14 protein-coding genes are annotated in these 13,115 nt (G+C 67.3%); 12 read left to right on the plus strand and 2 right to left on the minus strand.

Annotated features, from left to right (window positions below; all coding sequences use genetic code 11):
* The first annotated feature begins 44 nt into the window (after positions 1–44).
* From EXV95_RS00805 to EXV95_RS00845, 9 genes are all read left to right on the plus strand, one after another.
* Positions 45–1,520, plus strand: a complete 1,476-nt coding sequence (locus EXV95_RS00805; RefSeq protein WP_176885444.1) for a benzaldehyde dehydrogenase — start codon at positions 45–47, stop codon at positions 1,518–1,520.
* Positions 1,521–1,596: 76 nt separating this feature from the next.
* Complete coding sequence (locus tag EXV95_RS00810; RefSeq protein WP_055393583.1) at positions 1,597–2,364, plus strand: coniferyl-alcohol dehydrogenase; 768 nt, start codon at positions 1,597–1,599, stop codon at positions 2,362–2,364.
* A 15-nt stretch (positions 2,365–2,379) separates the two neighbouring features.
* Positions 2,380–3,303 carry an alpha/beta hydrolase gene (locus tag EXV95_RS00815; RefSeq protein ID WP_055393584.1) on the plus strand — a complete coding sequence of 308 codons (924 nt, stop codon included), beginning with the start codon at positions 2,380–2,382 and terminating at the stop codon, positions 3,301–3,303.
* 155 nt (positions 3,304–3,458) lie between these two features.
* On the plus strand, positions 3,459–4,379 hold the full coding sequence (locus EXV95_RS00820) for a transporter (protein ID WP_082437251.1): 921 nt from the start codon (positions 3,459–3,461) through the stop codon (positions 4,377–4,379).
* Positions 4,380–4,410: 31 nt separating this feature from the next.
* Positions 4,411–5,754, plus strand: a complete 1,344-nt coding sequence (locus EXV95_RS00825; protein WP_055393585.1) for an ABC transporter substrate-binding protein — start codon at positions 4,411–4,413, stop codon at positions 5,752–5,754.
* Between the two features lie 5 nt (positions 5,755–5,759).
* Positions 5,760–6,536: an ABC transporter ATP-binding protein gene (locus EXV95_RS00830; protein WP_255484866.1), complete on the plus strand. Its 777-nt coding sequence runs from the start codon at positions 5,760–5,762 to the stop codon at positions 6,534–6,536.
* Entirely contained in the window at positions 6,533–7,336 is an 804-nt protein-coding gene (locus EXV95_RS00835) for an ABC transporter ATP-binding protein (RefSeq protein ID WP_176885445.1), read from the plus strand. The genes EXV95_RS00830 and EXV95_RS00835 overlap by 4 nt, the downstream gene beginning before the upstream one ends.
* Complete coding sequence (locus EXV95_RS00840) at positions 7,333–8,232, plus strand: branched-chain amino acid ABC transporter permease (protein ID WP_176885446.1); 900 nt, start codon at positions 7,333–7,335, stop codon at positions 8,230–8,232. Before EXV95_RS00835 ends, EXV95_RS00840 begins: the two co-directional genes overlap by 4 nt.
* On the plus strand, positions 8,229–9,320 hold the full coding sequence (locus EXV95_RS00845; protein ID WP_255484867.1) for a branched-chain amino acid ABC transporter permease: 1,092 nt from the start codon (positions 8,229–8,231) through the stop codon (positions 9,318–9,320). Before EXV95_RS00840 ends, EXV95_RS00845 begins: the two co-directional genes overlap by 4 nt.
* Before the next feature lie 28 nt (positions 9,321–9,348).
* Here EXV95_RS00845 and EXV95_RS00850 read toward each other — a convergent pair whose 3' ends face one another.
* Positions 9,349–10,230: a LysR family transcriptional regulator gene (locus EXV95_RS00850; protein WP_176885447.1), complete on the minus strand. Its 882-nt coding sequence runs from the start codon at positions 10,228–10,230 to the stop codon at positions 9,349–9,351.
* A 126-nt stretch (positions 10,231–10,356) separates the two neighbouring features.
* Between EXV95_RS00850 and EXV95_RS00855 the strand changes: the two genes are divergently transcribed.
* From EXV95_RS00855 to EXV95_RS00865, 3 genes are all read left to right on the plus strand, one after another.
* Positions 10,357–11,052, plus strand: coding sequence for a class I SAM-dependent methyltransferase (locus tag EXV95_RS00855; protein ID WP_176885448.1), 696 nt, complete (start codon positions 10,357–10,359; stop codon positions 11,050–11,052).
* A gap of 122 nt (positions 11,053–11,174) precedes the next feature.
* Positions 11,175–11,609: a hypothetical protein gene (locus tag EXV95_RS00860; protein WP_255484868.1), complete on the plus strand. Its 435-nt coding sequence runs from the start codon at positions 11,175–11,177 to the stop codon at positions 11,607–11,609.
* A gap of 59 nt (positions 11,610–11,668) precedes the next feature.
* Positions 11,669–12,487 (plus strand): alpha/beta fold hydrolase, encoded by an 819-nt coding sequence (locus EXV95_RS00865; protein ID WP_176885449.1) that lies wholly within the window; start codon positions 11,669–11,671, stop codon positions 12,485–12,487.
* A gap of 213 nt (positions 12,488–12,700) precedes the next feature.
* Here EXV95_RS00865 and EXV95_RS00870 read toward each other — a convergent pair whose 3' ends face one another.
* Positions 12,701–13,090 (minus strand): nuclear transport factor 2 family protein, encoded by a 390-nt coding sequence (locus tag EXV95_RS00870; protein ID WP_176885450.1) that lies wholly within the window; start codon positions 13,088–13,090, stop codon positions 12,701–12,703.
* Positions 13,091–13,115: the final 25 nt, after the last annotated feature.

A 13,115-nucleotide genomic window follows, 5' to 3' on the forward strand; every position in this document is an offset into this window, starting at 1 on the left:
TGCAGCCATGCGGTGGGTTTTGATTTCAACCAAGGAGCAATGCAATGGGTGTTTCAGAAAAACCAGGCCTGCTGGACAACCGCCTGTGGGCGGGCAAGGCCTTTGATGGTGCATGGTCTACCGCGCTGAGCACGGCGCGTGATGCGGTCGAGCCCGCTACGGGCCAGGTATTGAGCCGCGTGGGCATTGCCAGCGCTGCCGACATGCAGGCCGCCATTGGCCGGGCGCAGCAAGCTCAGGCCGCGTGGGCGGCCACGGGGCCGCGCGAGCGTGCGGCGGTGTTCCACCGTGCGGCCAGCATTTTTGAGCAGCACTTTGACGAGCTGGCCATGACGGTGGCCCGCGAAACCGGCGGCATCGTGCCCAAGGGCCAGCACGAGGTGCGCGAGGCCATCACGCTGTGCCACCTGGCTGCAGCCCTGCCCATGCAGGCGCAGGGCCAGGTGCTGCCCAGCACGCCGGGACGCCTGTCGATTGCGCGGCGCGTGCCGCACGGCGTGGTGGGCGTGATCTCGCCGTTCAACTTCCCGCTCATCCTGGGCCTGCGCTCGGTGGCTCCGGCGCTGGCGCTGGGCAACGCGGTGGTGCTCAAGCCCGACACGCGCACGCCGGTGAGTGGCGGCTTCATCATGGCCCGCGTGTTTGAAGAAGCGGGCCTGCCCAAGGGGCTGCTGCAGGTGGTGCCCGGCGATGCCGAGGCGGGCGAGGCGCTGGTGGTGGACGAGCGCGTGCCCATGATCGCCTTCACCGGCTCGCCCACGGTGGGCCGCCGCATTGGCGCGTTGGCCGGGCAGCATCTCAAGAAGGTGTCGCTGGAGCTGGGCGGCGCCAACAACCTCATCATTCTGGAAGACGCCGACCTGGACGCCGCCGCCAGCGCCGCAGCGTTTGGCGCGTGGTTCCACCAGGGGCAGATCTGCATGGCATCGAACCGCATCCTGGTGCACGAGTCGATTGCGGAAGGCATCCTGCAGCGCATGGTGGGCAAGGCCACGCACCTGCCCGTGGGCGATGGTGCCAGCGGCCAGGTGGCCCTGGGGCCGATGATCGATGCCAAGCAACTGCAGCGCTTTGACCAGCTCATCAAAGACAGCGTGGCCCAGGGTGCCAAGCTCGAAGCGGGTGGCACCTACGACGGCCTTTGCTACAAGCCCACGGTGCTCTCGGGCGTCAAGCCCGGCATTCGTTCGTTTGACGAAGAGCCGTTTGGACCGGTGGTCAACCTGGTCACGTTCCGCACCGATGACGAGGCCGTGCAACTGGCCAACACCAGCCAGGGCGGCCTGGCTGCGGCCGTCATCAGCCCCAGCGTGGGTCGCGCCATGGCCATCGGCCAGCGGCTGCGCGCGGGCATGGTCCACATCAACGACCAGACCGTGAACGACGAGTGCACCAACCCCTTTGGTGGCCCCGGCGTGGGCGGCAACGGCGGCAGTGTGGGTGGGCCTGCGGACATTGACGAGTACACGCAATGGCAGTGGATCACCGTGAAGGACGCGCTGCCCGCGTTCCCGTTCTGAAGTCGCAAGCCCTCGGTGCGGTTGGGCCGCGCCGAGGGCTTGTGCCACCAATCACAAAAATCAGGAGACAACTTTCATGACCCTACACAACAAAACCATCGTCGTCACCGGCTGCTGCTCCGGCATCGGCGCAGACTTTGCCAAGCTCGCCCGCCAGCAGGGCGCCCGCGTGATCGGTGTGGACCGCAATGCGCCCACGCTCACGCTCGACGGCTTTGTGCAGGTGGATTTGGGCGACCCTGCCGCCATCAACGATGCTGTGGCGCAATTGCCTGCCAAGGTGGATGCGCTGGCCAACATTGCGGGCGTGCCGGGCACATCGCCCGCCGAGCTGGTCGGCCGCGTCAACTACCTGGGCCTGCGGCACTTCACACACCGCGTGCTGGAACGCATGGGCGAGGGCGGTTCCATCGTGAATATCTCTTCCATCCTGGGGGCCGAGTGGCCCCAGCGCCTGGAGCAGCACCGCGCCCTGGGCGCCACCACCAGCTTTGACGAAGGCGCCAAGTGGCTGGCAGCCCACCCCGTGCCGCAGGAGACCTGCTACCAGTACTTCAAGGAAGCGCTGATCGTGTGGACGTACACCCAGTCGCAAAAGATCTTCATGGAGCGCGGCGTGCGCATGAACTGCGTGGCCCCCGGCCCGGTGTTCACGCCCATCCTGGGCGACTTTGTGCAGATGCTGGGCCAGGAGCGCGTGGAGAAAGACGCGCACCGCATGAAGCGCCCGGCGTTCAGTGACGAAGTGGCGCCGGTGATCGCCTTCCTGTGCAGCGACGCGGCACGCTGGGTGAGCGGCATCAACCTGCCGGTGGATGGCGGTCTCGCCTCCACCTACCTCTGAGCGAAGGGGCGACACATGTCCGCACAACAGCTTGAGGCCATCTTGCAGATGGCCGCGCAAAACCCGCCGCCACCACAAGCCACCCCCGCGCAGCTGCGTGCGTGGTTTGACGCCAGCAACTCGCGAATGCCCCTGGCCCAGGGGCTTCCCATCCAGACGCTGCGCATCCCCAACGGGGCGGGCGGCACCATGGCGGCGGAGCTGCTGAGCACGCCGCAGGCGGACCCCCGCAGGCTGGTCATCTACTACCACGCGGGTGGCTTTGTGTTCGGCTCGCTCACATCACACCGGGCGCTGTGCTCGTACCTGGCGCAGTTCAGCGGCGCACAGGTGCTGAACGTGGACTACCGCCTGGCACCAGAGCACCCGGCCCCCGCAGCACACGACGATGCGCTGGCGGCCTACCAGTGGGCGCTGGCCAACGGCTATGCCGCTTCGGCCATCGCGCTGATGGGTGACTCGGCGGGCGGTAACCTGGCCTTGTCCACGGCGGTGCGTGCCCGCAACCAGGGCCTGCCCCTGCCTGCGGCCATCGTGGCCTTGTCGCCCGCGCTGGACCTGGCGTCCGAAGGTGCGTCCCACCACACGGTGGACGACCCGTTCATCACGCGCGAGCTCATGGGCTTTTTCAACGCCATGTACGTGCCCGGTGGCGATGTGCGTTCACCCACAGTCACGCCGTTCTACAGCGCCGATCTGCAAGGGTTGCCCCCTGTGCAACTGCAAGTGGGCGGCTGGGAACGCCTGCGCGACGATGCCGTGACCATGGCCGCACGCCTGAAGGCGGCGGGTGTGGCGGCGGACTGCACTGTGTGGGACGGCATGGTGCATTGCTGGCAGCTGTTTGCGCCGGTGCTGGATGAAGCGCTGGCCTCGCTGGAGCAGGCGGGCCGGTTCATTGCCGCGCACCAGCGCACGGCGGTGGCGGCTGCTGCATAGCGCAGCGGCGTCCTCCAACCCCAACCACCCCAAGGGCCGACGCATCGGCCGCGCCCCACCGGCACAGGCCGGGGCGCGAGCCTGCGCGCCACCAAGCCATGCCCTGCGCGGAGCCACAGAAAACCGATCGACATAACAACGAGGAGACAAACGACATGAAAACACTGCAGAGACTGAAAGCATCGCCCCCCAAAACAAGCCGCCTCGCCGCGCTGGCCCTGGCCAGCACGCTGGGTGCAGCGGCCTTCGCCACCGAGGGCGGGGGCTCCACCTACCCGCTAGGCACTGAGAACTTCGTGGCAGGCGCTGCGCCGCCGCCCGGGCTGTATGTGCTGGAGTACGTCAACTACTACACCACCAGCCGCGTGAACGATGGCCAGGGAAACGCCGTGCCCATCCCCGGTTTCAAGGTGCGGGCCGCCGCCGCTGCCACGCGCCTGATCTGGATCACCCCCCAGCAGGCGCTGGGCGGCCATGTGGCGGCCCACGCCATCTTCCCGCTGGTGGATCTGTCGGTGCGAGCCGGGGGCGCGAGCGATTCGCGCACCGGACTGGGCGATGTGACGGTGGGGGGCTCGGTGGCCTGGCACCACTCCCCGCAGCTTCACAGCGTGCTGGGGCTCGATGCCGTGCTGCCCACCGGGGCGTATGACCGCACGCGCCAGGCCAACATTGGGCGCAACTACCTGTCGCTGCAGCCCCTGGGCGTGCTGACCTGGATGGACCCCAGCGGCTTCAACGGCGACGTGAAGGCCACCCTCAACTTCAACCGCACCAACAGCGACACCAACTACCGCTCGGGCCGCGAGCTGATCGTGGACTACGCCGCAGGCTGGGGCCTGGGCAATGGCTGGGTAGTGGGTGTGGGCGGCTATGTCTACCGGCAGTGGAGCGACGACAAGGTGGGCGGTGTGGCGCTGGCGGGATCGCGTGGCCGCAGCCAGTCCATCGGCCCCTCGGTGCGCTACGCCAATGGCAAGGGCTGGCTCATCACCGCCAAGGTGGAGAAGGAGTTCGGCGTGCGCAACCGCGCCCAGGGCTCGCAGTTCTGGCTCAAGACCACCATCCCTTTCTGAACCCCGCAACCGATCGCTGGAGAACTTCACCATGACAACCAACACCCCTGAATCCACGGTACCCGCCGCAGACGCTGCGCAGGCCGCATCCCCCACCATCTCGCGCCGTGGGCTGATCGCTGCTGCAGGCGCTGGCAGCCTCGCACTGGGTGCCCGCCCGCTATGGGCCCAGGCCGCAGGCGCCGCGCCCGTGCTCAAGGTCGGCTTCATCAGCCCACGCACCGGCCCGCTAGGCGCCCTGGGCGAGACCGACACCTTCATCCTCGCCCAGGTGCGCAAGACGCTGGCGGCGGGCCTGACCATTGGCGGCGTGAAGTACGCGGTGGAGATCCTGGACCGCGACACGCAGTCCGACCCGGCCCGTGCCAGCCAGCTGGCTAAGGCGTTGATCAACAGCGACAAGATCGACCTCATGCTGACCACCACCACACCCGAAACGGTGAACCCGGTGTCGGATGCGTGCGAGGCGGCGGGCGTGCCCTGCCTGTCTACGGTGATGCCGTGGGAGGCCTGGTACTTTGGCCGGGGCGCCAAGCCCGGCGCGCCATCGCCCTTCAAGTGGACGTACCACTTCTCGTTTGGCGGCGGCAGCTTCACCACGTCGTATACGTCGCAGTTCGCGGCATTGCCCACCAACAAGAAGATTGGCGTGCTGTACCCCAACGATGCCGATGGCAACGCGATTCGCGCCACGTTGGCGCCTGAGCTGGCCAAGGCGGGCTTTACCGTGGTGGACGCCGGGCCGTATGAGAACGGCACCACCGACTACTCAGCACAGATCGCCAAGTTCAAGGCCGAGCGCTGCGAGATCTTCAACACCTTCCCCATTCCGCCAGACTTCGCCACCTTCTGGCGGCAGGCGGCGCAGCAGGGCTACACGCGCATGGTGAAGATTGCGCAGATCGCGAAGACGGGCCTTGTGCCCTCGCAGGTGGAGGCCCTGGGCCCGCTGGCGCTGAACCTAGGCGCTGGATGCTTCTGGCACAAGAGCTTTCCCTACGCGTCAGCGCTCACAGGCCTCACGGGCGTGCAGCTGGCCGATGCGTACGAGGCCAGCACCGGCAAGCAGTGGACACAGATGCTGGGCTCCACCATGTCGCTGTTCGATGCAGGCACCGAGGCGCTGAAAGCCAGCACCAACCCGCGCGACAAGGCGGCGCTGGCCAAGGCCATCAGCACGCTCAAGGCCACCACCATGCAAGGCCCGGTGGACTTTGCCAAGGGGCCTGTGCCCAACGTGTCGGTGACACCGGTGGTGGGCGCGCAGTGGGTCAAGCCCGCAGCGGGCAGCAAGTTCAAGCTCGACCTCCTCATCACCGAGAACGCCACCGACCGCAACATCCCCGTGGCGGCGGCGCTCAAGTCCTACAGCTGATCTCCATGCGACATCCACAACCCCTTTGGAGCCCGCCAACGGGCGGGCCAGAGCAGCAGCCGTTACTACTGCAGGCGCAGGGCATCGACATGCGATTTGGTGCGCTCAAAGTGCTGGACCGGCTCGATTTTTCGGTGGGCAGTGACGAGGCCGTGGGCATCGTCGGCCCCAATGGTGCGGGCAAGACCACGCTGCTGAACGTGTTGGCCGGAGCGTTTGCGCCAAGCCAGGGCACCGTCTGGTTCCAGGGGGGGGATGTGAGCGCCCGCAGTGCGGCAGACCGCTGCCGTGCAGGTATTGCGCGCACCCACCAGGTGCCCCGGCCGTTTCTGGGCATGACGGTGTTTGAAAACGTGCTCACCGGCGCCACGCACGGCGCAGGCCTGCATGCCCGCGACGCGGGTGACCGGGCCATGGAGTGTCTGCGCCTGTGTGGCATGGAGGCGCTGGCCAACCGCCGTGCAGAGACGCTGGGCCTGCTGGGCCGCAAGCGGCTGGAGCTGGTGCGGGCGCTGGCCACCGGCCCCCAGGTGCTGCTGCTCGACGAAATCGGCGGCGGGCTGACCGATGCCGAGGCCAGTGAACTGGTGGACCTGGTGCGCACCCTTCGCAGCCAGCGCATCGCCATCGTCTGGATCGAACACATGGTGCATGTGCTGCTGCAAGTGGCAACGCGCCTGGTGTGCATGGACGGCGGACGGATCATTGCCAGCGGCGACCCGCAGGCCGTGCTGAGCGATGCGACCGTGGTCGAGGCCTATCTGGGCGGGGTGGCGGCATGAGCGCGTTGTTGAGCATTGAGGGCCTGAACGCCCACCACGGGCAGCTGCCTGCCGTGCGCAATGTGTCGCTGCAGGTGCACACGAGCGACGTCCTGGCCCTGGTGGGGGCCAACGGCGCGGGCAAGACCACGCTGCTGCGCACGCTGGCCGGCGCCCACCGCGCCAGCAGCGGCACGGTGCGGTGGGAGGGCGTGGACATCACGCGCCTGCCCGCCCACCAACGCGTGGCCGAGGGCCTGGCCCTGGTGCCCGAGGGGCGGCGCCTGTTTGCGGGCATGACGGTGCGCGAAAACCTGCTGGTGGCCCGCGCGGCGGGGCGGCGCGGGCAGTGGAGTTTTGACACCGTGCTGGACGCTTTCCCGCAGCTGGCCCCCAAGCTGAATGCCAAGGCGGGCGAACTGTCGGGCGGGCAGCAGCAGGCCGTGGCCATTGGCCGCGCGCTCATGACCAACCCGCGCGTGCTGCTGCTCGATGAGGTCTCGCTCGGCCTGTCGCCCCTGGCCGTGCAGGGCGTGTACGACGCGCTGCGCGGCGTGGTGGGGCAGGGCACCACGCTGGTATTGGTAGAGCAGGATTTGCAGCGCGTGCAGGCCGTGGCCAGCCGCATCGTGTGCATGCTGGAAGGCAGCGTGGTGGCCGATGCGCCCGCCGACCAACTCACCCGCGCGCAGATCACTGCGTTTTACTTTGGCGCGCAGCGGCCCGAAGGTGCGCCCGGTAGCCACACCGCGGGCTGTGCCGACGGCGAAGCTGCCAACCACGCAAGCCACACCCACCCTGCCCACAAGGAGGCCGCATGAACCTTCTCAACCAAGTCATCCAGGGCATCTTGCTGGGCGGCTATTACGCCTTGCTGGCCTGCGGGCTGTCGTTCATGTTCGGGGTGATGCGCATCATCAACCTGGCCCACGGCAGCCTGACTGTGGTGGCGGCCTACCTGCTGTGGGTGCTGGCCGAACCGATGGGCTGGCACCCGCTGCTGGCCCTGCTGGCGGTGGTGCCTGCCATGGCGCTGCTGGGCTGGCTGCTGCACAAGCTGGTGCTGGAGCGCAGCGCGCGCCTGGGCGCCCTGGTGCCCCTGCTGGCCACGTTTGGCCTGGCCAGCGTGATCGACAACGTGTTGTTCCAGCACTTTGGCGCTGACACGCGGTCGCTGGCCACCTCCATCGGCACGCTGGCGTATGACAGCTGGGAGCTGCCCGGCGGCCTGTATGTGGGGCAGCTGCCCACCCTGGTGCTGGTGCTGGCCATTGTGCTGCTGGGCGGCCTGCACGCCATGCTGGCGCACACCCCGCTGGGGCGGCAGATCCGCGCTGCGTCGGAAGACGCCGACACCGCGCGCCTGGTGGGCGTGCGCACCGGCACGGTGTTTGCGGCGGCCTCGGCCATCACCATGGTCACCGTCACGCTGGCCGGGGCATCGTTGGCCCTGAGGGCCACGTTCGATCCGTTCTCGGGCCCGCAGCAGCTGATCTTTGCGTTCGAGGCCGTGATCATCGGCGGCGCGGGATCGCTGTGGGGTACCTTGCTGGGCGGCGTGGTGCTGGGCGTGGCGCAGAACCTGGGGGCGCAGGTGCATCCCCAGGGGTTTTTGATCGCCGGGCACGCCACCTTTCTTGTCATCCTGCTGGCCCGGCTCTACGCGAGCGGTGCGCTGCGCAGGTTCTTCTCCACCCGCCGCAGGGCTGCGCCATGACTGTTCCCGTGATTTCTGTACCTCCCGCACCCACGGGCTCATCCCCATGGGTCATAGAGCGCTGGACGCGCGCGTCCATCACCTTCGCCAGCGCCACCGTGCTGCTGCTGGCCGTGCTCTGCCTGGGGCCGCTGTGGCTGCAGGCGGGCACGGTAGACCGGCTCACCACGCTGTTCATCTACGTGATCCTGGCCGTGATGTGGAACGCCCTGGCGGGCTACGCCGGCCTGGTGTCGATTGGCCACCAGGCATTTTTTGGCCTGGGGGCCTATGCCATGGTGCGCTTGGCCGATGCGGGCATGGGCCCTTACCCCGCGCTGCTGGTGGGGGCCGTGCTGGTGGCCCTGGTGGCGGTGCCGCTGGCGGCTTTCATGCTGCGCCTGCAGGGCGGCGAATTCGCCATCGGCATGTGGGTGGTGGCCGCGCTGGCGCATCTGTGCGTCAACCTTGATAACCTGGTGCAGGGCGAGACCGGCACCTCGATGATCGCGCTGCAGCAATACGCCGCCGACGACCGGCGTGCCTATACCTACTGGGCAGCACTCGCTGCGATGGCAGGGCTGTGCTGGGTGGTCTTCCTGCTTTTGCGCAGCAAGGTGGGCACGGCCGCGCAGGCCATTCGCGACAACGAGGTGGCCGCCATCTCCCTCGGCGTGCGCGTGGTCGCCATCAAGCGGCTGGTGTTTGTGCTGTCGGCGTTTGGCTGCGCGCTGGCCGGCGGGCTGTGGCTGGCCACATCCATCAGCTTTCAGCCCAAGACCTATTTCAGCGTGCAGTGGACGGCCTACATGATCTTCATGGTGTTGGTGGGGGGGATAGGCACCATGGAAGGCCCCATCCTCGGCGCGCTGCTTTTCTTTGCGGTAGAGACTGCGTGGGGCGGGCAGGGTGTGCTGTACCTCATCGGCCTGGGCGCCATTGCCATGCTGTTTGCGCTGTTTTTGCCCAAGGGCATATGGGGGGCGGTACAGCAGCGCTGGGATGTCCACTTGCTGTCGGCGGGGTACCGGGTGCGCTCGCGGGCGCCACACAGGGGCGATGCAGGACAGGCCACAGCAGGGGCGGGCGCGAGAGAGGGACACCCATAGGCACTACCAGCCTTGGCCGGTGTCGCGCTCAGTTCTCATCCAGCAACCCCTCCGCCAGCGCCTCAAACACCACCCGAATCCGCCGCGAGGTGCGCAGCTCGCGGTGGGACACCAGCCAGATGGGAAAGCGCACTGGCGGCAGGTCGTCCAGCACCCGGACCATGCCCGGCGTCTTGCGGGCGATCTCGGTCATCATGGCGCCAATGCCCATGCCCTGGCACACCAGCGCCCAGTGGGCCACGGTGTGGTCGGAATAGCAGCTGAAGTTGTCCTCGCTCAGGTTCAGCCCGTGCTGGCGCAGGTACGCCAGGTATTGGCCATTGCGGTCTGAGCCCACAAAGGGCAGGCGTGCGGCCTCCTGTGCGTTGCGTGGATGGCCGTGGGCCTGGACCCAGTCCTCTGAGGCGTAGAAGTAGGCCTGTGCCTCACGGATCAGGCGGGCGATCAGGTCGGGCTGCTCGGGCTGGACGTGGCGGATGGCAATGTCGGCCTCGCGGCGCAGCAGGTCGCTCAGCGCGTTGGACGAGATCACTTCAATGGCAATGCCTGGCTCCTGCGCGCGCAGGCGTTGCACGATGGGAGGCAGCATGTAGGCGGCCACGGCGTCGGTGGCCGACACCGATACCACGCCCCCTACCGCTTGTGACCGCCCGCTGGCAGCCAGGCCCAGGGCCTCGGCGGCGGCGCCCATGGCGCGGGCGTGTTCCAGCAGGTCCAGCCCGGTGGGCGTGAGCACCATGGCCTTGCCCACGCGCTCGAACAGCGTCACCCCCATCTGCTGCTCAATGGCGGCCACCTGCCGGCTCAGGGTGGGCTGGGTCAGGCCCAGCTTGCGCGCGGCGGCCGACAGTGAGCCGGTCTGGGCCGTTTGCAAAAACGCCTTTAGCTGATTCCAGTCGAGGTTATCCATGCGTAAATGTATATGTTCACTGCAATTTACCGCAGTTTCCTGCGCTTCAATGCATGGATAGCATCCGGGTGTTGTTCGTTGCATTCCTGCATTCCACCGCCTCAGCACTTCCCCCGAACCGTATCCATGTCTTTGCCCGCCATTGCTCCCGCCTCCAGCGCTTCTCCCTCTGCGGTCCGTTCGGCTGCGGCATCCCAAGCGCGGTTCTGGGACCGCATCGCGCCCAAGTACGCAGCCGACCCCATTGCCGACCTGGCGGGGTATGAGGCCACACTGCAGCGTGTGCAGGGCCTGCTGTCCACCCAGCATGACGTGCTGGAGATTGGCTGCGGCACGGGCAGCACGGCGCTGCGCCTGGCGCCTTTCACCCGCAGCTTGCTGGCCACCGATGTCTCGCCCCAGATGATTGCCATTGCCCACCAGCGGCTGGCCGCGCAGCCCTCGCCACAGCTGAGTTTTGCCGTGGCCGACGCCGAGGCAGAGGCCTTTGGGCACGGGGCGTACGACGCGGTGCTGGCCTTCAACGTGCTGCACCTGGCGAGCGACCTCGACGGTGCGCTGAAGCAGGTGGTGCAGGTGCTGCGGCCGGGTGGGTTGCTGATCTCCAAGACGGCCTGCCTTGCCGAGATGAACCCGCTGATTCCCTACCTGGCCGTGCCGCTGATGCGCGCCATCGGCAAGGCGCCGCCCGTGCTGTGTTTTGGCGAACAGCGGCTGCGGTCGGCCATGGTGCAGCAGGGCTTGCAAATCGTCTGTATCGAGCGGCATGGCACGCGCGGCAAGGACATCCGCGCCTTTGTCGTGGCCCGCAAACCGGGCTGATTTTTCCTCCTCCTTTCACCGCAACGCATGCGGCCCTTTTTTGGGGGCGCAGGGAGTTGTTTTGCCTGCTGGTTTTTGCCGAGCCGTTTTGTTCATTCCCCATTGATCCCAAGGAGCCTGTCATGTCTGTTTCTTCCCACTCATTGCACCGCACCCGCTTTGTTCGCTGGTCTGCGGGGGCGCTGACCCTGGCGCTCTTCGCCGGTTGCGCTTCCACCCTCGACCAGTCGGGCCTGGAGCAGCGTACGGCGCAAGCCATCGGGCGGACTGCCGACCAGTTCACCATCACCGATCGCCAGGAGGAAACCGGTGGCCGGCTCAACTACACCGTCAACACCCGCGACGGCGCCACCTATCGGTGTTACGTGTACGGCGCCACAGGCTTTCAGAAGGCCATGAGCTTTGGGCAAACACCCCATTCCGACGCCATCTGCACAGCCATGGTGGGCAGCACGGGCAACAGTAGCAACCCGGCACCAGCGGCGGCCGCAGAGCAGCGGGGCCGCAGCGCGGGCAAGGAGTGCAATGCGCTGCTGCGCACGGCGGGGCGCTGCTGAATGCTGTCGCGCAGCCGCTTTATCCCGCACACCTTCCACCGCCCCGCGAGCCACACAGCATGAAAGGATGGCGCTGGGCCGGCATGCTGCTGGCGCTTGTTTTGAGCGGCTGCGCCACGGTGCCGGGCACAACCACCGACATCGTGGGTGGGCGCCAGGTGGAGTTCGTTCTGGCAGGGCAGGGGGCACCCGTGGTGGTGTTCGAGAACGGGCTGGGGGCCACAATGGACTGGTGGTCCAAGGTCTGGCCTGACGCCATGGCGGAAAGCCGGTCGTTGGCCTACCACCGTGCGGGCTATGGCCACAGCGATGCGTCTGCGCAGCCGCGCGATGGCACCCATGTGGTGGAGGAGTTGAGGGCGTTGTTGCAGGCCCGCAACCTTCCCCCGCCGTATGTTCTGGTGGGGCATTCGCTGGGTGGCCTGTACATGCAGCTGTTCGCGCGCAAGCACCCCAGCGAGGTGGCGGCACTGGTGCTGGTGGACTCGACCCATCCCGACCAGGTGAAGGGCGCAGGCAACCCGGAGCACTGGCCCACGTGGCTGAAAGTGGTGTTCCGCGCAACCACATCGGACACGGCCAAGCAAGAGCTGGCAGCGCTGGATGCTACGGGCAACCAGGTGTCCCACCTGCCGGTGGACCCGTCCGTGCCCGTGTGGGTGCTCAGCGCATTGCGCGCCACAGGTGCGCCTTCTGCGCTGGCCGATGATGCCAACCGAAAGCGGGCCGACATCGCGCACCTGTACCCGGGCTCCACCCAGGTGTGGGTGGACAGCGGCCACGGCATTCCGCTGGAGAAGCCCGAGGCTGTAGTCAGTGCGGTTCGAGAGGCGGTTCGGGCCGCCCGTGCATCCCGCGATACGCAGAAGGCGCAGTAGCCGCCTGTGCCGGATGCCGTCATGGTGGGGGAGCCACTGTGGGCCATCACGCGCCAGGAGCGGGCCGTGCACCATGGAGGGTGGGGTCATTTGCTATCAATTGGATAGCTAAATATCAAGTATGGATAAGCGCTAGATGTCAATTTGATTCAAAGAACACCCGCGCGCACCGCCCAAGCTGGCGGGGCGCTATGTGTGGGTAAGGACGGGGAATCACTGGCCCCAGAACGCGTCTTCCTGTGCCGGATTGCTGGAGAACAGGCGGACTTCAACGATCTTTCCATCGGCGATGCGCAGCAGATCCACGCCCGCCTGCTGGAGCGTGAGGCCGTCGCGCTCGCCAGCAAATTCAATGCTCACGGCCACCCAGTCGCCGTTGGCCATGTAGTGGTCGGCCCGGGTGATCGCAAACGTCCCTTTCGACACGGCCATCATTTGCCCCAGCATCTGGCCCACAGCGGCCATGCCACGGTGGGTGCCTGAGAACTGGTTGTGGCCCGGCTGGTGCCAGACCACGTCGGGCGAGATGACGCGGGCGAGGGTGGCCTGGTCGCCGGTTTGTGCGGCTTGGATGTAGGTCTTGGCGATTTCAATGGCGTGCATGTGGATTCCTTGGTGGTTTTGGGGC

Source organism: Acidovorax sp. JMULE5 (assembly GCF_013376875.1).
In the GTDB taxonomy this organism is placed as follows: domain Bacteria; phylum Pseudomonadota; class Gammaproteobacteria; order Burkholderiales; family Burkholderiaceae_C; genus Acidovorax; species Acidovorax facilis.

What these genes read in the sequence shown, in the direction of transcription:
- EXV95_RS00820 (WP_082437251.1), top strand. Translation starts at nt 3,459, where the DNA reads ATGAAAACACTGCAGAGACTGAAAGCATCGCCCCCCAAAACAAGCCGC.
- EXV95_RS00850 (WP_176885447.1), bottom strand. Translation starts at nt 10,230, where the DNA reads ATGGATAACCTCGACTGGAATCAGCTAAAGGCGTTTTTGCAAACGGCC.
- EXV95_RS00835 (WP_176885445.1), top strand. Translation starts at nt 6,533, where the DNA reads ATGAGCGCGTTGTTGAGCATTGAGGGCCTGAACGCCCACCACGGGCAG.
- EXV95_RS00815 (WP_055393584.1), top strand. Translation starts at nt 2,380, where the DNA reads ATGTCCGCACAACAGCTTGAGGCCATCTTGCAGATGGCCGCGCAAAAC.
- EXV95_RS00855 (WP_176885448.1), top strand. Translation starts at nt 10,357, where the DNA reads ATGTCTTTGCCCGCCATTGCTCCCGCCTCCAGCGCTTCTCCCTCTGCG.
- EXV95_RS00805 (WP_176885444.1), top strand. Translation starts at nt 45, where the DNA reads ATGGGTGTTTCAGAAAAACCAGGCCTGCTGGACAACCGCCTGTGGGCG.
- EXV95_RS00840 (WP_176885446.1), top strand. Translation starts at nt 7,333, where the DNA reads ATGAACCTTCTCAACCAAGTCATCCAGGGCATCTTGCTGGGCGGCTAT.
- EXV95_RS00865 (WP_176885449.1), top strand. Translation starts at nt 11,669, where the DNA reads ATGAAAGGATGGCGCTGGGCCGGCATGCTGCTGGCGCTTGTTTTGAGC.
- EXV95_RS00845 (WP_255484867.1), top strand. Translation starts at nt 8,229, where the DNA reads ATGACTGTTCCCGTGATTTCTGTACCTCCCGCACCCACGGGCTCATCC.
- EXV95_RS00830 (WP_255484866.1), top strand. Translation starts at nt 5,760, where the DNA reads ATGCGACATCCACAACCCCTTTGGAGCCCGCCAACGGGCGGGCCAGAG.
- EXV95_RS00825 (WP_055393585.1), top strand. Translation starts at nt 4,411, where the DNA reads ATGACAACCAACACCCCTGAATCCACGGTACCCGCCGCAGACGCTGCG.
- EXV95_RS00810 (WP_055393583.1), top strand. Translation starts at nt 1,597, where the DNA reads ATGACCCTACACAACAAAACCATCGTCGTCACCGGCTGCTGCTCCGGC.
- EXV95_RS00860 (WP_255484868.1), top strand. Translation starts at nt 11,175, where the DNA reads ATGTCTGTTTCTTCCCACTCATTGCACCGCACCCGCTTTGTTCGCTGG.
- EXV95_RS00870 (WP_176885450.1), bottom strand. Translation starts at nt 13,090, where the DNA reads ATGCACGCCATTGAAATCGCCAAGACCTACATCCAAGCCGCACAAACC.